Below are 19604 nucleotides of genomic sequence, written 5' to 3'. Positions count from 1 at the left end.
TGACCCCTCTGGACGCGACAGGCGTTTGTTTTCTTACTTACCGCTGTACAGATTCAGATCGCCGAAGTGCTTCTTCTGGATCTCGGCATATTTGCCGTCATCGTGTAACGCTTTGATACCCTTGTCCAAAAGCGCTTTCAGGTCTTTGTTACCTTTCGAGATGCCAACTGCAGTTTTGGCTGGCAGCAGTGGATCGTCGATTGGCTTGCTGACTTCGTAATCAGCACCTTGTGGCGACTTCAGAAAGCCCAGTTCGGCCTGCAGCATGTCTTGTACGGAAGCGTCCAGACGACCGGACACCAGGTCGGCGTAAACCTGATCCTGGTTGGCATAGGCCTGGGTTTTCACGCCGGCCTTGTCCAGGATGGCCTTGGCGTAGGCTTCCTGGATGGTGCCTTGCTCGTAACCAACGGTCTTGCCTTTGAGCGAAGCAACGTCAGCGGAGAGGCCGGAACCTTTCTTGTAGACCAGCGAAGTCGGGCCGGAGAACAGTTCGCTGGAGAAGTCGATGACCTTCTCACGAGCTGCGGTCACGGTCATCGAAGAGATCACGCCGTCGAACTTGTTGGCTTTCAGGCCAGGAATCATGCCGTCGAAATCGCTCTCGACCCATTTGCACTTGACCTTCAGTTCAGCACAGATCGCGTTGCCCAGATCGATGTCGAAACCTACCAGGCTGCCGTCAGCGGCTTTCGATTCGAATGGAGCGTACGAAGGATCGACGCCGAAACGCAGCTCCTTGTATTCCTTGGCCATTGCGTTGCCAGCGGCCAGACAGATGGCGAGTGCGGAAAGGGTCAGCCATGCTTTTTTCATCGTTCAGTCCTTAAAACCAAATTGAGCGTTGGGAACACGCGAAGGCTTGCTACCGGCAGGTGCCAGACCGCAAAAAGATAGCAATTTCCGAACCAAAGAGACGAACGTGCGTTTTAAATGTACGGAGTTGTCGCAATGATGACTTTGAGCCATCTCTTGTCTTTTTTCAGGGCGCCGGAGGCAGTGGGAGAGTAGCCGAAACGACCAAAAAGGGCGCGTTAAAAATCCTCTTTCCCGGTGGGTGTTTCCGGCGCGCTGGCATGTTGCATGGATTTGTAGCAGCAGGGCTTGCCGGCGGTAGCGGTTTCAAGGACGCCACCGCGGGCGAGGCGTGCTGCCAGAAGGTGCATCGGGGCACGATAAAGTTCCAGCGGTCGCACCAAAGTAGTGCTTAGGCTAATAAGTCCTGCAAAGTGGCCAGGCTGTCCGCTTCAGCGACGGGCTTGTCCAGCCGCCATCTGAGCATTCGTGGAAACCTTACCGCGATCCCGCTTTTATGGCGCTTGGACAGGGCGATACCTTCGAATCCCAATTCGAACACCAGCGTCGGGGTAACACTTCTGACCGGGCCGAATTTCTCGACCGTGGTTTTGCGAATGATTGCATCGACTTTGCGCATCTCTTCATCGGTCAGGCCCGAATAGGCCTTGGCGAAGGGCACTAGCGTGCGCTCGCTGGACTGCGGCGGGCCGTCCCAGACCGCGAATGTGTAGTCGCTGTACAGGCTGGCGCGACGGCCATGGCCGCGTTGGGCATAGATCAATACGGCGTCGACGCTGAACGGGTCGATCTTCCATTTCCACCACACGCCCATGTCCTTGGTCCGACCGACCCCGTACAACGAGTCCCGGGCCTTGAGCATCATGCCCTCGACCCCAAGGCTGCGGGATGCCTCGCGCTGCTGGCCGAGGTCAGCCCAGTCTTTTCCGGTCAGCACCGGGGAGGACATCAGCACCGGACTTTGCGCATTAGCGATCACCTGCTCCAACTGCGTGCGTCTTTCATGCTGGGGCTTGCTGCGCCAGTCATGACCCTGCCATTCCAGCAGGTCGTAGGCGAGGACCACGACGGGAACGTCTTCGAGGATTTTCTTGCCGAGGGTTTTGCGACCGATGCGTTGTTGCAGGAGGGCAAAGGGTTGCACGGAGGGCGTGTTTACCTTTAGCACCTGGGGCGCAGGAGTATTGAGAGCGAACTCTTCCGGGTTTTCAGTGGTAGGCGAGGGAGCTTTCCAGACCACGATTTCACCGTCGATCACGGTTCCATCGGGCAGGCATTCAACGAGGGCATGCAGTTCCGGAAAGCGATCGGTGACCAGTTCCTCACCCCGCGACCAGATCCACAGCCGCCCCTCGCGTTTGACCACCTGCGCGCGAATCCCGTCCCACTTCCATTCAACCTGCCAGTTCTCGGCGGAGCCAAGCAGGGTGTCGAACTGGTCCACCGGCTGCTGCAGGGCGTGTGCGAGAAAAAACGGGTAAGGCTGACCGCCACGTTGCGCATGCTCATCCTCGGACTCTTCGGCGATCAGCTTCAGATAACCCTCGGCACTGGGGCGGTGGGACAAATCGGTGTAACCCACCAGACGTTGCGCCACGCGCTTGCTGTCGATATCCGCAAGGGCTGCCAAAGCGCGGGTGACCAGCAGTTTCGAAACCCCCACCCGAAAACTGCCGGTGATCAGTTTCAGGCAAACCATCAGGCTCTGGCGGTCCAGCTGCGCCCAGAACGTCGGCAAGCGTTCGAGCAACTCCTCGGGGGGCAGACCGCGCAGGGGCAGCAACTTGTTCTCCATCCAGTCGGCCAGACCCTGATCGGAACTGTGTTCGGCCTGGGGCAACAGCAAGGACAGGGTTTCCGCCAGGTCGCCCACGGCCTGATAGCTTTCTTCAAACAGCCACTCAGGCAGCCCGGACAGAAGCATCGCCTGTTCGCGCAACATGCGCGTCGGCACCAACTGTCGTGGCCGCCCTCCGGACAGGAAATACACCGCCCAAGCCGCGTCCTCAGGTGCTGCCTTGGCGAAATACTGCTGCATGGCGGCAAGCTTGGCGTTGCTCGAAGTGGTTGCGTCCAGCAATGAGTAGAGCTCGGCGAAGGCCTTCATGACGAGACCTCCTCTGCGGTGTCCGACTTGGCGGGGGCGTCGTCTTCCTCGTCTCCGTATTCGGTGGTGAAGCCCTGCGCATCGAGACCTTTTTCACGCAGATAACGCACCAGTACCGCCACTGAGCCATGGGTCACCATCACCCGCTCGGCTCCCGTGTTTTCGATAGCCCACAGCAGGCCTGGCCAGTCGGCATGATCGGAGAGGGCAAAACCGCGATCCACGCCACGCCGCCGACGGGTGCCGCGCAGCATCATCCAGCCGCTGGCGAAGGCATCGCTAAAATCGCCGAATCGACGCATCCAGGTGCTGCCGCCTGCGGAGGGCGGCGCGACGATCAGGGCTTGGCGCAGTGCAGGGTCGGTTTTTTTGAAGTCGCCGGCGTAATGGGTTTCGGGAATTCGCACGCCGGCTTCCCGATAGACCCGGTTGAGCGGTTCGACTGCGCCATGAACCAGAATGGGCCCGATGCTCGGGTCGATCCCGTGAAGGATGCGTTGTGCTTTGCCGAAGGAATAAGCGAACAGCACGCTGGCCTTGCCGACCGCTGCATTGGCACGCCACCAGTCGTTGATGCCGGTGAAGATTTCCGCTTGCGGCTGCCAGCGGTAGATCGGCAGGCCGAAGGTGGATTCGGTGATGAAGGTATGGCAGCGAACCGGTTCGAATGGGGCGCAGGTGCCGTCCGGTTCGACTTTGTAGTCGCCAGACGCGACCCAGACTTCACCCTGGTATTCCAGGCAAACTTGTGCAGAACCGAGTACATGCCCGGCCGGATGCAGGCTGAGTTTCACCCCGTGGTGGGTGATGGTTTCCCCGTATTCGAGGGTTTGCAGGTTGATGTCCTGACCCAGGCGCGAGCGCAGGATGCCTTCGCCGGGGGCGGCGGCGAGGTAGTGTTGGTTGCCGGTGCGGGCGTGGTCGCCATGGCCATGGGTGATGACCGAGCGTTCGACCGGGCGCCAGGGATCGATGTAGAAATCTCCGGGCGGGCAGTACAGGCCTTCGGGGCGAGCGATGACAAGGTCCATGGGATGACCGGATTGGGGGGCTTGTCAGGTAGAGCGGTTCGGGGGGCGGGAAGTTCGGGGTTTTTGGCTGGGAAGATCGCATACAGCCTGTGCTCTAGGCGTTGCGTAGGGGGCAGCGCGACATGGATGTCGCGCTAGCCGCCGTTCGGCCAGGGATGGCCGGTCGGCGGCGTGCCCCCGGAGCAATGCCGGAGGGAGGGAACCCGACGAAGTCGGGCCGGACAGGGAGCGCAGGACCCTTGGTTACTTGGGGTCATTTCAAGTAACCCGCCGAAGGCGGAACAGGTCTGGCGTTAGCCAGACCTAATATGACCGCCACCACAGATATCGGATATGCACGCAAAAACCTGCGCCAACTTTTACTTCCCAGGCGTCAACGTCAACCGCTGCTTCCCATAAACCTTCTCGAAGTTCTCTGGCTGCATCGGAATCGACATGTACTGCCCTTTGACCCAAGGCTCGATCCCGTCGGCGAAATGCGGGCTCGCCGGGTTACCTGATTGCCCCGCCGCATTCTGCGCCATCATCGGCTCCTGTTGTGCGAAGTCGACGATCATGCGCATCGCCGGAATCACCGCCGCATCGAAATCCTGACCCCAGTGGAAGCCCGAAGCGTTCAGCGTGGTGTGATCGCCGCCAGCCGCCATTGGTCCTTTGATCACAGGCGCCTGGCTGCCACTGGTCGCGGCGGTCAACTGAGCGCTCTGCGACGTCCATCTGTACTGGTGCAACTTGCCCCACTGCCATGCCTTGTGGTCGCCGCCCAACTGACTTTCTCCAGCACTGATCGCAGCGGCGAGACTGCGCGCCAGAATCGCCGGTTTGTCTTCTTTCTGTGGCGTTTTCACGTCGTCCCAGTACGGACTGTCCTCGCGTCCTAGCAGATGGTCGGCCTGTGGCGAGTAGGAAAGGTCTGCACTTTGCACCAGCGCTTTCCATGCCGGACTACTTTCCGGGCCCAGTTCATCCAGGAAGATCTGCCTGGTGCTCTCCTGCAAGAACAGCTCGTAGATCGCTGCGTCAGAAGAAACTGGCGACAACCTGCCGTCGAACGCCATCAAGCGGCTCAGCGCCTCGCGGGCCTTGTCGCGGTCTGCTGGCGCCAAGGCGTCGATGGCCTGTTTCAACGGCTTGGCCATGCCCGGCGCTTCGAACATTTTCTTAAGCTTGGCCGCGAAGGTCGTGGTCTGGTCGTGTTGCATGCTGATCGTGCTGCGCGTGTCCTGCTTGCCCGAACTGGCCAGCTCGGCGATGCGCTCGGCGCGCTCCGGGTAATCCCAAGAGTTGGAGAGCTGCATGCCATAGCCCTTGGGCATGGTGCGTTGGTTGGCGGTGGCGATCCAGCCTTGCTGCGGGTCTTGATCGTAAGGGTGCAGCATCGCATCGGCGTAACCGTCCCAGTCAAAGCGGCCGTCCCAACCTGGCGATGGGATCAGCCCCAGACCCTCACGCCGGTTCGGATAGCGACCGGTCACTTGCCAGCCAGTGTTCGACGCATCGGCGAACACCATATTCAGCGTAATGGCGCGGATTTCCCGGGTGGTGTCGAATGCGCGCTCGACATTCTGTGCGCGGGTCAGGTCAAACAGTGCATCCAGTGTCTTGTCGTCCTTGGCATCCGGGGTTTGCAGGGCAATGCCCAGACCGCTCGCCAGTTGCGCCGAGCTGGCGTTGAGCAGCGGCCCGTGACGGGTTTCATAGGCAGGCTCGCGGACCGGGCGCTGACCTTTGACGAAATAAGTCTCTTCGTGAGCACCGGCGGCGACCCATTTGCCATCGGCCATGACCATCAGGCGATTGTTTTCGCGCTTGAGCTTTTCCAGAAACAGGTCCTGGTTGTCGCCCATCGCCGGGCCCATGCCCCAGGCCAGTTTGCCGTTGAAACCCGACAACACCAGCGGCAGACCCGCAACGGTAGCGCCTGCGGCCTGATATTTCGGGGCGCGGATCTGCACGAAATTCCACATCGACGGCAGCGTGGCCGGAAGCTGGCTGTCAGTGGCCAGCAAGCTCTTGCCGGCGCGGGCGCGTTGCGGCGAGATCACCCAGTTGTTGGACGCTGAAACCCCCAGAAGATTGAGGTCGGAAAGTTGCAGTGCAGCCTTCTCGATATCGCTCAGCCCCGGCATCTGGCTTCTCAGATTCAAGCCCTTGAGTTTGTCAGCCTCGGCAAACGGCAGTTCTTCGTCGGGATAGGTCGGCAGCAGCCAGGCCAGTTTCTCGGCGCCGACTTTCTGGGCGAGCACCAGCGAGGAAATCTCCTCCTGCAGGTTCACCGACAGGCTGAAGTTCAGCAGGCTGAAAATCAGCGCCGAATCTTCGGGCTTCCAGTATTCCGGTTTGTAACCTGAGTCGGCGATGTCGGACGGCAGCTTGTCGCGATAGCGGAACAGGTAGGCGTTGACGCCCCGTGCGTAAACTTCGAAGAAGCGCTTGAGGCGAGGCGAGGACGCGTTGTACAGCTCGCTTGCGTTCTGCTTGAGGTTCGCGGCGCGCATCATGCGGTCCAGATCCAGTGCCCCGGGGCCTGCGATTTCCGACAGACGGCCCTGAGCGAGCAGGCGCATTTGCATCATCTGCGAAATGCGGTCGGTGGCGTGCACATAGCCCAGGGTGAAGAGCGCGTCGTGAAATGTGCTGCTTTCGATCAGCGGCATGCCCAGATTATTGCGTCGCACGGAGACGTTCTGCGCCAGGCCCTTGATCGCGAAAACCCCGCTGGCAGGGGGCAGGCTGTCACGGTCTTCACCGCCCAACTGGCAGCCGGCGAGGCTCAGCAGCCCCATCATGGCAGCAGCAATACTGAGTCGCGTCTTCAGGGAAGAGGGGGCTGGCGAGGCCATGATGTAGCTCCTGCGGGGGTAGGCGTTGGAAACGCGCTACGTTAGAGAGCAGGCAGGCGCCACGCAAGCGGGGGGCGGGAGTTTATTTCAGGATTTTGCGGGGTATCTGGCATGCATCTGAAATTCTGTGGGAGGGAGCTTGCTCGCGAATGGGGCGAGTCAGTCGCTATTGCAGTCACTGACCCTGCGCAATCGCGAGCGAGCTCTCTCTCACAGGGCTCACTTCAGGCAGCCATCAAGCGCCGTGGCACTTCTTGAATTTCTTCTCGCTACCGCACGGGCAAGGGTCGTTGCGACCCACGTCCTTGAGCGCGTTGCGGACCGGCTCCTGAGGCTCGTGGTTGCAATGCGGGCCGTGTACGTGGCCATGGTCATGATGATGGTCGTGACGGTCGTGATCGTGGTTGCAATCAGGGCCGTGCACGTGGTCTTGCTGGTTCATGGGGTTACTCCGGAATCAAATCGCCGGGAATTATGTCGCCATCGCGTCCAATACGCACGCTGTCGCCAAATAAAAATCCGGTCTTGAGCTTGCCTTCCAGGCGGTAATGAATAGGCTGATTGGGTTTGCCGAGCATGCGGGTGACGTCCTTGAGGTGTTCCCACAGGTTGGTGCGGATCGGCACCGAGAAGTTCTTGTGGCCGTTGGCCTTGACGATGAACCAGTCGCTGTACTCGCCATCAGCGATCAAGATGTCATTGAGCACGACCTTGTAGCGCAACCCGCGAACCCACAGGCTGGAATCGTTGGGGTTGTCGATGCGGAAACGCAGCTTCATGTCCTGCTTGAGCAGTCTGGCCTTGACCACATCGACCTTGAGCAATTTGACCTCGGGGTCTCTGGCTTCGTCGCTGGAAAAAAGCGACGAGCACCCGGACACTGCCAGCACCATGAAAAGGCCGATGACTCTGAATACGCTTGCCTGAAACACCATTGGTTCACTCCCTGTCGGGCCTGAGTCTAGCAAGTCGCCCATTGGGGGCCACTCGATGTTACTCAGAGCCTGCGCCATACTCACGCCATGTGTCGTAGGAGTATTGACCCATGAAGCTGTATGAAATTGTTTTTTCCGGCCAATTGGTCGCCGGTGCACAGCTGGACAGGGTCCAGGCCAACCTGGCAAAACTGTTTCAGGCGGACGCGCAACGCATCGCGCTGCTGTTCTCGGGTCGGCGTCTGGTGCTGAAAAACAACCTCGATCAGAGCGCCGCGGAGAAATACCGCTCGACCCTGGAGCGGGCAGGTGCGCAGGTCGACGTCGTGGAAATGGCAGGGCAGGTGAAAGCCGAGCCCGAACCGCAGCCGGAACCGGAAGTCGAGGAAGTCGAACTGGCACCTCCGCCGGACGAGCCGACCTGGACCCGCCGCGCACCTCAGAATTCAACCCCGGCGGGTTCGCGGCGTAGCACTGACAAGACGTCGAAACTGGAGCCTCGGGACGTCTACATGGCGGCTTTCGTCGATGTCGAGGCGCCGGATTTCACGATTTCCGAACTGGGCAAGGATGTGCAGGACCCGAAAGCCCCCCCGGTCGCGCCCCGGCTGGATCTTTCAGGCTTGAGCCTGGCGCCTGCCGGCAGCGATATGGGCGAGGCGAAGTCGCAAGAGCATGTGCTGGTGCCGGATACGTCCCATTTGAAACTGGCGTAATGCAGACCTCGTTTGCGATGAAGCTCTGTAGCAGTCCGGCCGGGCGGCGTTCCGCTTGCCGACGATGGCGCTTCTGAAGAGGTCACTGCCGGCTCGCCTTGCTGCTACGTGAGTGTGGAGCGCACTCAGCCGCTCAGGCCATATACGCCGAACAGCATTTTTTGAATTTCAGCTCGCTGCCACAGGGGCACGCGTCGTTGCGGCCGGCCTTGAGCTGCACGGTGGGGTCGATGAAATACCAGCGGCCCTGATTCTGCACGAACGCCGAGCGCTCACGATGGCTGTGTTCGCCGGTTGCATCGTGCCAACGCGCCGTGAACGTGACGAACGCGTGCTCGGGCTTGCCACCCAACAGCTCCGCGTTTTCCACCTCAAGCCCGAGCCAGGTGCTCTGGGCACTCCATTGGCTGATGGACTCCCGGTCCAGGCTGCTCTTTTGCACCGGCAACGTGGTGTCCAGCAGGTAATCGATCAGGCCCAGCACATAAGCGCTGTAGCGCGAGCGCATCAAGGCCTCGGCGCAAGGGGCGGGCTGACCGGCGTGATATCGCGCGCAGCAGCCGTCCAGAAGGTTGCCGCTGCCACAGGGACAAATTGCACTGCTCATGATGCGTGTCTCACCACCAGTACTTGCCGAAATTCTCCGGATTGGCCCAAAACTTCGCGTTCAGCCAGTCCGGTACCTGTTTGTATTCGCGCAGGTCGTAGGTGAAGAGGGTCAGCACCTGTTCGTCCCTGGCGAAACGCTCGCTGGCCTGCAGCGCCAGTGAATAGAAATCGGTGGTCTGCCAGCCGCAGGCTTTCATGTCTGCGAGTACGGCGATACGGCTGGCGTTGAGGTTGCGGATTCCTCCAAGCAATTCCAGCCCCGCGCGCTTGGGGATGTGCTCCAGGCAATCAACCACCAGCGCGAGATCAAAGCGTTGGCCCGCGAGTTCTGCGGGGAGTGCGCCGGGAGCAGCCTGGGCCAGTTCGGTGTCTGGATGCGCTTCCTGAAACGCCTGCAGGGCCGGAAAGCTGTCCGCGCCAATCAACAGCAGACGCTTGGGCGCGTAACGGTCCAGCAACGCGGCAAGTGCTTGTTGCGGCGTGCGGGTGGAAAAACTGTCGGTCATCGAAATCCCTCAATTGAGCAGCAAGGTTAGCCTGCTGAATCTTCGTGGCCTAGTGCTTGAACTTTTTTATCGGTGGCCATGACAAAGCGTACGGAGTGAAGGCAAAAGGCTATTTCTAAAAGAACAGGCCTGCTTCTGCGCAAAAAAGCCATCAAACCCCCGGATTCCGGGTGGCAAATGGCCCCAACGGCGTCTTTACTCCATTTCAGTCGGTTTTAGCCGATACCAAAGGAGAAGAACTGTATGAGCATGATTCGGACAGCGTTACCTCTGATTTTGGTTACCAGTGTATTGACGGGCTGTGCCGGCTTGCAAAAGACCGACTGGCCTCTGTGTGCTGCCGGCGGCGTTCTCACCGGTGCGGCGATTGGTGCGTTCCAGACGGCCTCGGTCGCTGCGGGCCTGGGTGGCGCGGTTGGTGTGATGGCCGGCGCGTATTGCTGGGCGCATGGTGATGGCGATGATGATGGTGACGGTGTTCTGAACAGTGTCGACAAGTGCCCGGATACGCCAAAAGGCACGAAAGTCGACGCGACCGGTTGCCCGATCGTACCGCCAGCACCTGAACCTGTAGCGCCAGTTGTTCTGCCAAAAGAAGAAGTCATCACCATTCGTGATGTGCATTTCGAGTTCAACAAAGCAACGCTGACCCCAAGCGACAAGCAACAACTGGATATGGTCGCGACCAAGCTGAAAACAGAAGCGCCTAACGTGCAGATGCATGTGAGCGGGCACACCGACAGTGTGGGCAGCGATGCTTACAACCAGAAACTGTCGGAAAAACGTGCACATTCCGTGACGGATTATCTGGTCGGTGCGGGCATCCCACGCAGCGCCTTCGTCTCGGTGGAAGGCGATGGTGAAAGCCGTCCGGTGGCAGACAACAAAACTGCCGATGGTCGTGCCCTGAACCGTCGTGTGGAAATCAAACTCAACCGCTAGGTGTGTGACGCTTGAAGACAGACCCCGGCCCTTGCGCCGGGGTTTTCTTTTATGCAGGCGTGGGAATGCGCGCGATGGCTGCGCCTGATCCCGAAATCCACGACTTTTGCCTCGCGCCTCTGGCATGATCGCTCCCGTCGCCGTACTGTGCGCAAAGCTTTTTCGCGGCACAGAAATAAAAAAACAGCAGGGGCGTGTCATGAAGTTGTTTTGGGGGTTGGGGAAAATCTTGACGTTGGGATTCTGGATGGTGGTGCTGGTCAACCAGGCCGTCGAGCTACCGATTCCCTTCGAGATGTTGATCAAACTGGGGGGCAGCCTGTTGCTGTTGACCCACGTCATGGAACTGTTTCTCTTCAACGGCAGCCTGCGGGGGCGTTCGCATCCCTGGCTCGACCGCTTGCAGATTCTGATTTTCGGTATTTTCCACCTGCAATCTTTCGGTCGCCGCCAGGCGGAGGTTCACCATGCGTAACGCGTTGCTGATGACGGCGGGCCTGCTGTCGGCTCTGAGCAGTTCCTGGGTCATGGCGCAGACTATCTCGGTGGAGCCGCATTCGCTGATGCGCTTGCCGAGCAATACCAGCGTCCTGCAACTGGATCGTCTGGAAGTGGCGGATTATGGAACCTTGCTGATTCCTGCCGGGCTGACCGAGGTTGAGGTCGGGCAATTGGTCATGGGCCATGAGTCGCGAATCGCGATCGTGCCTGGCGCAGAGCCCTTCAAGTTGCAGGTCAAGCGCGGCGATCTGGGCGATGGCGCGCAGATCACCGCACGGGGCGCGCCGGGGACGTTCGAGAAGTCGCCGCTGCCAGGTCGCAATCTGAATTTGCGCATCGAACAGTTGAACGCCGATCTGTTGTCCATCGACGCCCGCGGCGGTGCAGGTTCTCCAGGCTATGTCGGTCTGGACGGCGGCAACGGTGAGGATCCGGGTTGCACCTGGGGTTCGGCCAGTCGTGGCTTCGACGGCGACAATGGCGGCAACGGCCGTGACGGTGCACCGGGTGCGCTGGTGCGTCTGGAGTTGCCTCAAGCGTTCCCGGACGAGCGCGTGAAGATCAACGTGCAGGGCGGCGCTGGCGGTATCGGCGGTGAAGGCGGCCGTGGCGGCAAGGGTGGCGCGTCGAAGGGCTGTCTGGTCTATCGGGCAGATGGCGCCAAGTCGGGCAAGAATGGCGACAAGGGCCAGTCTGGTTCGGTAGGGCCTGCGGGTTCTGTGAGCGTTCGCAAGCTTTAAGAACGACTCATGATCCTGTAGCTGTACGGCTTGCCGGCGGTGGCGGTTTCAATTCAACATTTGCGTTGATTGCCCCGTCGCATGCGCCAGTAAGCCGCTATTTTTTCCCTTAGAAGCCGGGCCGCGCCGCCGCGATGGCAACCACTGCTATCCCGATCAGCAGATTGATCCCCACCAGACGCCGGATCTTTCCCAGCGCGGCGACGCCCTCCGGCCACTGCTCGGCGGCCACGGCTTTACGCAGTTCCGGCAGGTTCAGCGTCGAGATACGCAGGAACAGCGCCACCATCACGACGTACAGCCCGATCATCACCTGCACATAACGCGGCGCCGTCTGGAAGCCGCTGAAGTTGATGTTGATCATGCCGATCCCGGTTACCGGCAGCATGATCACCGCGCACCAGACCCAGACGAAGAATCGCGCAAACACCTGCAACCAAAGCTTCAGCCTGACAGGGCCTTCGAGGGCGGCGATGACCGCTGGTCGCAGAATCATCCAGGCAAAAAACATTCCTCCTACCCATAGAACAGCCGACAGGACATGCAAGGTGTAGACAAGGGCTACAGGTGACATCGGAAACTCCGTTCTGCGCAGAAAGAATTAGCGCGGTATGATAGCCGCCCGCTGAGAGTACTGAAGATATATCCAGCGGTTTTTTATGTTTTCATTCAGCACCGTGACGCCGAGCCAACGACCCAGCCCATGATCAGTACCGAACTCAAATCCCAGATTCAGGGCGCCTATTCGCGTTTCCTCGAAGCCAAGAGCCTCAAACCTCGCTACGGCCAGCGTTTGATGATCGCCGAGGTCGCCAAAGTGCTGGGGGACGTGGACACCGACGAAGAAGGCCGCCGTTCGGGCGACCCGGCGGTAGTCGCGGTGGAGGCGGGGACCGGTACCGGCAAGACTGTGGCATATGCCATTGCGGCGATTCCCACGGCCAAGGCAGCGGGCAAACGTCTGGTTATCGCTACGGCGACCGTCGCCCTGCAGGAGCAGATCGTCCACAAGGACCTGCCGGACCTGATGCGCAACAGCGGCCTGAGCTTCACCTTCTCGCTGGCCAAGGGGCGCGGGCGTTACATGTGCCTGTCCAAGCTCGACATGCTCTTGCAGGAAGGCAATGCGCAAAGCGCCACGGCCCAGCTGTTCGAGGAGGAAGGCTTCAAGATCGAGGTCGACGAGGCCAGTCAGAAGCTCTTCACCAACATGATCGAAAAGCTTGCCGGCAACAAATGGGACGGCGACCGCGACAGTTGGCCCCAGGAGCTGGCGGATCAGGACTGGGCGCGTCTGACCACCGATCACAGTCAATGCACCAACAGACATTGTCCGAATTTCCAGCAATGCGCCTTTTATAAAGCGCGCGAAGGCATGGGAAAGGTCGACGTCATCGTCACCAACCATGACATGGTCCTGGCTGACCTCGCGCTGGGCGGCGGTGCAGTCCTGCCCGATCCACGCGACACCCTCTACGTGTTCGACGAAGGTCACCACCTTCCGGACAAGGCCATCGGCCATTTCGCGCACTTCAGTCGCCTGCGTTCAACCGCCGACTGGCTGGAGCAGACCGCCAAGAACCTCACCAAACTGCTGGCCCAGCATCCGCTGCCCGGCGACCTGGGCAAGTTCATCGAGCAGGTTCCGGAACTGGCCCGCGAGATCAAGACCCACCAGCAGTTCATGTTCACCGCTTGCGAACAACTGGCCGACTTCAAGGCCGGTGAAGACATGGAAGGGCGCGAACGTCCTCGTCATCGCTTCGTCGGCGGCGTTGTGCCCGAACACATGCGCGAGATGGGCATCGAGCTGAAAAAGGGCTTTGCCCGGCTCGACGATCTGTTCACCCGTCTGACCGAGCTGCTCAAGGAAGGAATGGACGGCGAGGTCAACATCGGCATCGCCAGCCATCAGGCCGAAGAGTGGTATCCACTGTTTGGCAGCCTGCTGGCGCGAGCCCACGGTAACTGGGAACTGTGGACTGCCTTCACCGCCGAAGACCCTGAAAACAGCCCCCCGATGGCACGCTGGCTGACCCTCGCCGAGAGCGGTTCGCTGTTCGATATCGAGGTCAACGCCAGCCCGATCCTCGCAGCGGAGATGTTGCGGCGCAACTTGTGGAACGTGGCCTACGGCGCGTTGGTCACCTCGGCGACGCTGACCGCGTTAGGCAAGTTCGATCGCTTCCGCATGCGCGCCGGTTTGCCCAAGGATGCCGTTACCGCTGTGGTGCCGAGCCCGTTCCATCACGCCGACGCCGGTGTCCTGCGCGTGCCGGATCTGAAAGCCGACCCGCGCAACGCCGCGGAGCACACTGCGGCGATCATTCGCGAATTGCCGGGCCTTGTCGAAGGCTCCAAGGGCACGCTGGTGCTTTTCTCCTCGCGTAAACAGATGCAGGAAGTGTTCGACGGTCTGGAGCGAGACTGGCGCAAGCGCGTGTTCATTCAGGGCAATCTTTCAAAGCAGGAGACCCTGAACAAACACAAGGCGCGTGTGGATGGCGGCGACGAAAGCGTGCTCTTCGGTCTGGCGAGTTTCGCCGAGGGTGTCGACTTGCCCGGCGCCTATTGCGAACACGTGGTGATCGCCAAGATCCCGTTCGCGGTGCCGGACGATCCTGTGGAAGCGGCGCTGGCCGAGTGGATCGAAGCGCGGGGCGGTAATCCGTTCATGGAAATCGCCGTGCCCGACGCCTCGCTGCGCCTGATCCAGGCCTGCGGCCGATTGCTGCGCACCGAACAGGATCGCGGCATCATCACGCTGCTCGACCGCCGCGTGGTCACCCAGCGCTACGGCAAAGCCATCCTCAACGCACTGCCGCCATTTCGCCGGGAAATTTCCTGACACGTATCGGGGATGAAACCCGGTTGATCGGGTCTTATCTCGGTCCGTCCGAGCGCTTCGGCTAACCGCTGTCGTTCGGGCTTCCGATGATCAAGGAGCACCCGATCGCATGATTCGCCGTTCACTGTCTGCCGTCCTCGCCATTGCCTGCGCGGGCCCCGTGTATGCCGCGCCCAACGGCCAGCAGACGCTGTTCAATTTCGTTCGTCCCGCCGACGTCGTTCAGGTCACCACGCAGGACGCCAGCCTGCCGCAAGCCAACGCCGAGCAGACGGCCGAAGGCGAGGTGTTGCGACGTGTCACCTTCAACGCCGTGGCCAGGCCGAGCCTGAGTCTGACGCCGCAGACCGGTGTCTGGGACTGGAGCGCCGACAGCGCGATGACGCTGCGTTTGCAAAGCGCCATGGATTGGGCGCTGACGCTTTATGTGCAGATTCAGAGCAGTGACGGCAAAACACTCACCAGCCGCATCGACCTGCCTGCCGGGCCCGCGCAAACCCTGGTCGTGCCACTCAAGGCCAGTTCTCCGCTGAGCCAGGGCATGCGTGTCGGCCCGCCGATGCCGTGGACTTATGAAGGGCAGCGAGTATTAGTGGCAAATACCGAGGGCGAACTGAGCCCGGCGCAAGTGACATCAGTCACCGTGTCGATGTCCCAGCCCGACGTTGCGCAGAGCGTGCTGATCGAGAAGTTCGGCGTGCAGGAAGGCGACGCGATTCAAAAGGCTGCCTACAGCAATCTGCTCGACGGTTATGGGCAGTACACCCGAGCCAAGTGGCCGGAGAAGATCGGCAGCGACGACCAACTCAAAACCCTCGCAGGCAAGGAGCAATCGCAGCTCAAGGCCTGGCAGAAGGATCTGGCAGCTCACGACAGATACGGCGGCCTGCTGAAGGGGCCGCGCTTCGAGGCGAAGGGATTTTTCCGTACCGAGAAACGTGATGACCGCTGGTATCTGGTGACGCCGGAAGGCCATCCGTTCTATTCGCTGGGCGTCAACGCCGTCACCGGGGATGACAGTCAGACCTACGTCGAAGGCCGGGAGTCGATGTTTGCCAGCTTACCTGGCAACGACGACCCGCTGGCTGCGTTTTATGGCAAGGGGGATGACAACCGCGAGACGGGTGCCAACAAGGATCGGCAGTTCGATCAGGGGCGCTGGTTCGATTTCTATGGCGCTAACCTGCAGCGCACCTATGGCGCCCCCAAATGTGTCGAAGTCATCACGCCCAAACCTGCGGTCGATGATGAAGATCCGCCAGCATCAGACGTCGACGCGTCGAGTGATCAAACAACACCTGTGGTGCCGGCAGAAAAAACGCCCTTGGTCAAACAGACTGCCGAATGCAAGCCGGTCACTTTCGACATGCAGCGCTGGATCGACCATACCTCGCAGCGCTTGCAAGCCTGGGGCTTCAACACCATAGGCAATTGGAGCGAGCCTGAACTGGGCAGCGATCAATTACCCAAAAAAGACCGTGTGCCCTACACCTTGCCGCTGTCAATCGTCGGCGACTACGTCAGCATCAGCACCGGTCATGACTGGTGGGGCGGCATGCCCGATCCGTTCGACCCGCGCTTCGCCATGGCCACCGAGCGCGCCGTGGCCATTGCAGCTCGGGATCACCGCGACGACCCTTATCTGATCGGCTATTTCGCCGATAACGAACTGGCCTGGGCCGCCCCGGGCGATGATCCGAAGGATCGCTACGCGCTGGCTTACGGCACCCTCAAGTTGACCACTGATGTGCCGGCCAAGCGCGCGTTTCTCAAACAGCTGCGTGACAAATATCGCAACCAGGAAGGGCTGTCCAAAGCCTGGGGCATCGATCTTCCCGCTTGGGAACTGATGGAAGATCCAGGGTTCGAGCCGCCATTACCGAGTCCTGAACATCCCGAGATCGAAAACGATTTCCGATACTTCCAGCGCGTGTTCGCCGAGACTTACTTCAAGACCATCGCCGACGCCCTGAAGTGGCACGCACCGAACCATATGCTGCTAGGCGGGCGTTTCGGGGTCAGCACGCCGGAAGCCATCGAGGCCTGCGCGAAATATTGCGACGTGCTGAGTTTCAACCTCTACACGCCCAAGCCGCAGGACGGCGTGGACTTCGCGAAACTGCGAGTACTGGACAAGCCGGTGCTGGTCAGTGAATTTCACTTCGGTTCCCGTGATCGCGGGCCGTTCTGGGGAGGGGCGATGGAGGTGGCCCGTGAAGAGGATCGCGGCCCGGCTTACAGCAATTTCTTGAAAAGCGCACTCGCCGAGCCTTCCATCGTGGGCGTGCACTGGTTCCAGTATCTTGATCAACCGGCCACCGGGCGCATGCTCGATGGCGAAAACGGTCATCTGGGGCTGGTCGGGATTACAGATGTGCCGTATCAGGGCTTCATCGAGGCGGTGCGCAAGGCCAATGGCCAGATAGTGGATGTTATTGGCAAGGTGGGCGCGAAAGCCCAGTAACATCCTAAGCCGCACTGTTACAGAAGGGTATCCGCGCGGCTGTTCCCAAATCCCCTAATCGCTGGAACAATGCACGCCATTTTGTGCAGCCCCCGGACCGGAGAGCGAAACCGTGCAGATTCAAGGTCATTTCGAGCTTCAATTCGAAGCCGTGCGCGAAGCGTTTGCAGCGCTGTTCGACGACCCGCAAGAGCGTGGCGCAGCGTTGTGCGTACAGATCGGCGGGCAGACGGTGCTGGACCTGTGGGCAGGTACAGCCGACAAGGACGGCGCAGAGGTTTGGCACAGCGACACCATTGCCAATCTATTTTCCTGCACCAAGACCTTCACCTCGGTCACCGCCCTGCAATTGGTGGGCGAGGGCAAGCTGGACCTGGATCAGCCCGTCTCGCGCCTCTGGCCTGAGTTCGCTGCGGCAGGCAAGCAGTCCATCACCTTGCGCCAGTTGCTTTGCCATCAGGCCGGTTTGCCTGCCATTCGCGACATGCTGCCCGCCGAGGCCTTGTACAACTGGGAAGCCATGACCGATGCGCTGGCCGCTGAGCAACCCTGGTGGACTCCGGGTCAGGGGCACGGTTATGCCGCGATCACCTATGGCTGGCTGGTCGGCGAAATGATTCGGCGCGCAGACGGACGTGGTCCGGGCGAATCCATTGCCGCGCGTATCGCTCGGCCTCTGGGCCTGGATTTTCACGTAGGGCTGCCCGACGAAGAGTTCCACCGGGTTGCGCACATCGCGCGCGGCAAGGGCAACATGGGCGACGAAGCCGCCCAGCGTCTGGTGCAGACCACGATGCGCGAACCCACGTCCATGACGGCGCGCGCGTTCACCAACCCGCCATCGATCATGACCAGCACCAACAAGCCCGAGTGGCGCCGCATGCAACAGCCCGCCGCCAACGGCCACGGCAATGCGCGCAGCCTGGCGGGTTTCTACAGTGCGCTGCTCGATGGCAGCCTGCTCGATGCGCAGCTGATCAACGAACTGACCCGCGAGCACAGCATTGGCCAGGACAAGACGTTGCTGACCCAGACCCGCTTCGGCCTGGGTTGCATGCTCGACCAGCCGCCCGTGCCCAATGCCACGTTTGGTCTGGGGAGCAAATCCTTCGGCCATCCTGGCGCGGGAGGCTCGGTGGGTTTCGCCGATCCCGAGCGCGATGTGGCCTTTGGCTTCGTCACCAACACGTTGGGCCCTTATGTGCTGATGGATCCGCGTGCACAGCGTCTGGTTCGGGTGCTTGGTGAGTGTTTGCAGTAACTATCGCTGATAAGTGCTTGTTATACCGACTGTCAGTTAAACCGCCCATATCGGAACCGTAGGGCGGTTTCCTTTTCCAAAACGGCGTTTATGCGTGTTATATGGGCGCTGCTTCGTTCATTTTCTGATCAATTATTTGTGTGGGTCACCCATGTCTGCCAACAAAAGTCTCGCATTCGCTCTTTGCCTCGCCGTAACCGGCTGTGCACAGACGCCTCAGGATCAATCGGCCAGCAACGACCATTGGTGGTCGTTCGGCTCCGGCAAAAGCAACGACACCGCTCCCGTGAAACCCGCTGTCAGCCCTGCGGCTGCCGAAGTGGCGAAGGAAGTCGCCAAGACTGAAACCGAAAGCGGAACTCACTGGTATTGGCCATTTGGTTCCGACCATGGCACCACCGAGAAAAAGCCTGAATTGGCTGCAACCCAGCCCGCAGCCAAACCCGCCGTGGCCAAGGCCGATGACGGCAGGAAGTGGTGGTGGCCGTTCGGCGCCAGCGAGGCGAAGAAAGACGCCGCGCCAGCCGTGCCCAAGGTCGATCCGAAGGTGACCCAGGCCTGGCTCGATCAGTACGAGCCTCGTGTGCGTGATGCGATCAAGGACAGCAAGTTCGAACTCGAGCGCCGTGAAGACGTGCTGGTGGTCACCGCGCCAGTGGACAGCACCTTCAACCCGGATCGCCCGGAGATGCTGCTGCCGGTCAATCTCGGTCCGATCACCCGCATGGCCAAGCTCGTCGAAGGCGATCAGAAGTCCGCGGTCCTGGTTCTCGGTCACAGCGATATCGCCAGCGACGCCAACCTGAAGATCAGCCAGCAACGCGCGCAATCCGTCGCCGCCATCTTCCGCTTGAGCGGTCTGGAACGTAATCGCCTGAATCTGCGCGGCCTTGGCGCCGTGATGCCGCGTGCCGCCGATGACAGCGCCGCAGGCCGTGCCTTGAACCGTCGCGTGGAAATCATCATGACGCCGCAAGACACCATGATTGCGCTGATGGCCAAGTACAACATGTCGCCTGCACCGGCTCCAACGATGGTGGCCACCAAAGAAGCCAAACCAGCGGTTGCGCCAGCACCTGCACCTGCCACCAAGGCAGCACCGGCCAAAGCCGCAGCACCTGCCAAGAAAGCCGTTGCGGCCAAGGCGCCTGCCACCAAGAAAGCTGCGGCGAAGAAGGCCGCTCCTGCCAAGGCCAAGGCAGCACCCGCCAAAGCTGCCGCCAAGAAACCTGCGTCGGACGCGCAAGCCAGCAACAACTGAGGGTAATATCGTCATCCCGCTTAC

The 19604-nt window shown here is 60.6% G+C and carries 17 protein-coding genes; 8 read left to right on the top strand and 9 right to left on the bottom strand.

All coding sequences use genetic code 11. The features are described from left to right. Positions 1 to 33: 33 nt before the first annotated feature. The 6 genes from BWR59_RS22240 to BWR59_RS22215 all read right to left on the bottom strand — a co-directional run bounded on the left by BWR59_RS22240 (position 34) and on the right by BWR59_RS22215 (position 7732). Positions 34 to 816 (bottom strand): transporter substrate-binding domain-containing protein, encoded by a 783-nt coding sequence (locus tag BWR59_RS22240; RefSeq protein ID WP_081567783.1) that lies wholly within the window; start codon positions 814 to 816, stop codon positions 34 to 36. 391 nt (positions 817 to 1207) lie between these two features. Next, on the bottom strand, positions 1208 to 2923 hold the full coding sequence (locus BWR59_RS22235; RefSeq protein WP_081567782.1) for an ATP-dependent DNA ligase: 1716 nt from the start codon (positions 2921 to 2923) through the stop codon (positions 1208 to 1210). Beyond that, positions 2920 to 3954 carry a ligase-associated DNA damage response exonuclease gene (locus BWR59_RS22230; protein ID WP_081567781.1) on the bottom strand — a complete coding sequence of 345 codons (1035 nt, stop codon included), beginning with the start codon at positions 3952 to 3954 and terminating at the stop codon, positions 2920 to 2922. Before BWR59_RS22230 ends, BWR59_RS22235 begins: the two co-directional genes overlap by 4 nt. Positions 3955 to 4313: 359 nt before the next feature. After that, positions 4314 to 6797: a penicillin acylase family protein gene (locus BWR59_RS22225; protein ID WP_081567780.1), complete on the bottom strand. Its 2484-nt coding sequence runs from the start codon at positions 6795 to 6797 to the stop codon at positions 4314 to 4316. 235 nt (positions 6798 to 7032) lie between these two features. After that, positions 7033 to 7239, bottom strand: a complete 207-nt coding sequence (locus BWR59_RS22220) for an SEC-C metal-binding domain-containing protein (protein ID WP_081567779.1) — start codon at positions 7237 to 7239, stop codon at positions 7033 to 7035. A gap of 4 nt (positions 7240 to 7243) precedes the next feature. Next, positions 7244 to 7732, bottom strand: a complete 489-nt coding sequence (locus BWR59_RS22215; RefSeq protein WP_081567778.1) for an LEA type 2 family protein — start codon at positions 7730 to 7732, stop codon at positions 7244 to 7246. Between the two features lie 110 nt (positions 7733 to 7842). On the opposite strand from BWR59_RS22215, the gene BWR59_RS22210 reads away from it, so the two are divergent. After that, a complete protein-coding gene (locus tag BWR59_RS22210) occupies positions 7843 to 8448 on the top strand; it encodes a hypothetical protein (protein WP_081567777.1) in 606 nt (201 codons plus the stop codon). 133 nt (positions 8449 to 8581) lie between these two features. Here the strand turns inward: BWR59_RS22210 and BWR59_RS22205 are convergent, their stop codons facing one another. Together BWR59_RS22205 and BWR59_RS22200 are read right to left on the bottom strand one after the other, a co-directional pair. After that, positions 8582 to 9055 carry a YchJ family protein gene (locus tag BWR59_RS22205; RefSeq protein WP_081567776.1) on the bottom strand — a complete coding sequence of 158 codons (474 nt, stop codon included), beginning with the start codon at positions 9053 to 9055 and terminating at the stop codon, positions 8582 to 8584. Positions 9056 to 9065: 10 nt separating this feature from the next. Beyond that, a complete protein-coding gene (locus BWR59_RS22200; RefSeq protein ID WP_081567775.1) occupies positions 9066 to 9563 on the bottom strand; it encodes a DUF6231 family protein in 498 nt (165 codons plus the stop codon). Positions 9564 to 9806: 243 nt separating this feature from the next. On the opposite strand from BWR59_RS22200, the gene BWR59_RS22195 reads away from it, so the two are divergent. The 3 genes from BWR59_RS22195 (at position 9807) to BWR59_RS22185 (ending at position 11746) form a co-directional block, all read left to right on the top strand. Next, the gene (locus BWR59_RS22195) at positions 9807 to 10505 is read left to right on the top strand and encodes an OmpA family protein (RefSeq protein ID WP_081567774.1); all 699 of its coding nucleotides are present in this window, start codon (positions 9807 to 9809) and stop codon (positions 10503 to 10505) included. 199 nt (positions 10506 to 10704) lie between these two features. After that, positions 10705 to 10980, top strand: coding sequence for a DUF1145 domain-containing protein (locus tag BWR59_RS22190; protein WP_081567773.1), 276 nt, complete (start codon positions 10705 to 10707; stop codon positions 10978 to 10980). 10 nt (positions 10981 to 10990) lie between these two features. Next, positions 10991 to 11746: a collagen-like protein gene (locus BWR59_RS22185; RefSeq protein WP_168184524.1), complete on the top strand. Its 756-nt coding sequence runs from the start codon at positions 10991 to 10993 to the stop codon at positions 11744 to 11746. A gap of 109 nt (positions 11747 to 11855) precedes the next feature. On the opposite strand, the gene BWR59_RS22180 is transcribed toward BWR59_RS22185, so the two are convergent. Further along, complete coding sequence (locus BWR59_RS22180) at positions 11856 to 12320, bottom strand: CopD family protein (RefSeq protein WP_081567771.1); 465 nt, start codon at positions 12318 to 12320, stop codon at positions 11856 to 11858. Between the two features lie 129 nt (positions 12321 to 12449). On the opposite strand from BWR59_RS22180, the gene dinG reads away from it, so the two are divergent. The 4 genes from dinG (at position 12450) to BWR59_RS22160 (ending at position 19580) form a co-directional block, all read left to right on the top strand. Further along, a complete protein-coding gene (gene dinG, locus BWR59_RS22175) occupies positions 12450 to 14594 on the top strand; it encodes an ATP-dependent DNA helicase DinG (protein ID WP_081567770.1) in 2145 nt (714 codons plus the stop codon). Between the two features lie 109 nt (positions 14595 to 14703). Then, positions 14704 to 17058: a beta-galactosidase gene (locus BWR59_RS22170; RefSeq protein WP_081567769.1), complete on the top strand. Its 2355-nt coding sequence runs from the start codon at positions 14704 to 14706 to the stop codon at positions 17056 to 17058. A gap of 112 nt (positions 17059 to 17170) precedes the next feature. Next, entirely contained in the window at positions 17171 to 18319 is a 1149-nt protein-coding gene (locus BWR59_RS22165) for a serine hydrolase domain-containing protein (protein WP_081567768.1), read from the top strand. 151 nt (positions 18320 to 18470) lie between these two features. After that, positions 18471 to 19580: an OmpA family protein gene (locus BWR59_RS22160; RefSeq protein WP_081567767.1), complete on the top strand. Its 1110-nt coding sequence runs from the start codon at positions 18471 to 18473 to the stop codon at positions 19578 to 19580. The last annotated feature ends 24 nt before the right edge of the window (positions 19581 to 19604 follow it).

The sequence above is a fragment of the Pseudomonas sp. Bc-h genome (assembly GCF_002080045.1).
GTDB lineage: Bacteria > Pseudomonadota > Gammaproteobacteria > Pseudomonadales > Pseudomonadaceae > Aquipseudomonas.
This window is presented reverse-complemented; position numbering and strand designations above follow the sequence as displayed.

Bases quoted from the DNA above. Each gene is read 5' to 3' on its own strand.
- BWR59_RS22240 (WP_081567783.1), bottom strand. From the start codon at position 816: ATGAAAAAAGCATGGCTGACCCTTTCCGCACTCGCCATCTGTCTGGCC.
- BWR59_RS22185 (WP_168184524.1), top strand. From the start codon at position 10,991: ATGACGGCGGGCCTGCTGTCGGCTCTGAGCAGTTCCTGGGTCATGGCG.
- dinG (WP_081567770.1), top strand. From the start codon at position 12,450: ATGATCAGTACCGAACTCAAATCCCAGATTCAGGGCGCCTATTCGCGT.
- BWR59_RS22180 (WP_081567771.1), bottom strand. From the start codon at position 12,320: ATGTCACCTGTAGCCCTTGTCTACACCTTGCATGTCCTGTCGGCTGTT.
- BWR59_RS22220 (WP_081567779.1), bottom strand. From the start codon at position 7,239: ATGAACCAGCAAGACCACGTGCACGGCCCTGATTGCAACCACGATCAC.
- BWR59_RS22205 (WP_081567776.1), bottom strand. From the start codon at position 9,055: ATGAGCAGTGCAATTTGTCCCTGTGGCAGCGGCAACCTTCTGGACGGC.
- BWR59_RS22200 (WP_081567775.1), bottom strand. From the start codon at position 9,563: ATGACCGACAGTTTTTCCACCCGCACGCCGCAACAAGCACTTGCCGCG.
- BWR59_RS22170 (WP_081567769.1), top strand. From the start codon at position 14,704: ATGATTCGCCGTTCACTGTCTGCCGTCCTCGCCATTGCCTGCGCGGGC.
- BWR59_RS22235 (WP_081567782.1), bottom strand. From the start codon at position 2,923: ATGAAGGCCTTCGCCGAGCTCTACTCATTGCTGGACGCAACCACTTCG.
- BWR59_RS22160 (WP_081567767.1), top strand. From the start codon at position 18,471: ATGTCTGCCAACAAAAGTCTCGCATTCGCTCTTTGCCTCGCCGTAACC.
- BWR59_RS22230 (WP_081567781.1), bottom strand. From the start codon at position 3,954: ATGGACCTTGTCATCGCTCGCCCCGAAGGCCTGTACTGCCCGCCCGGA.
- BWR59_RS22215 (WP_081567778.1), bottom strand. From the start codon at position 7,732: ATGGTGTTTCAGGCAAGCGTATTCAGAGTCATCGGCCTTTTCATGGTG.
- BWR59_RS22210 (WP_081567777.1), top strand. From the start codon at position 7,843: ATGAAGCTGTATGAAATTGTTTTTTCCGGCCAATTGGTCGCCGGTGCA.
- BWR59_RS22190 (WP_081567773.1), top strand. From the start codon at position 10,705: ATGAAGTTGTTTTGGGGGTTGGGGAAAATCTTGACGTTGGGATTCTGG.
- BWR59_RS22225 (WP_081567780.1), bottom strand. From the start codon at position 6,797: ATGGCCTCGCCAGCCCCCTCTTCCCTGAAGACGCGACTCAGTATTGCT.
- BWR59_RS22195 (WP_081567774.1), top strand. From the start codon at position 9,807: ATGAGCATGATTCGGACAGCGTTACCTCTGATTTTGGTTACCAGTGTA.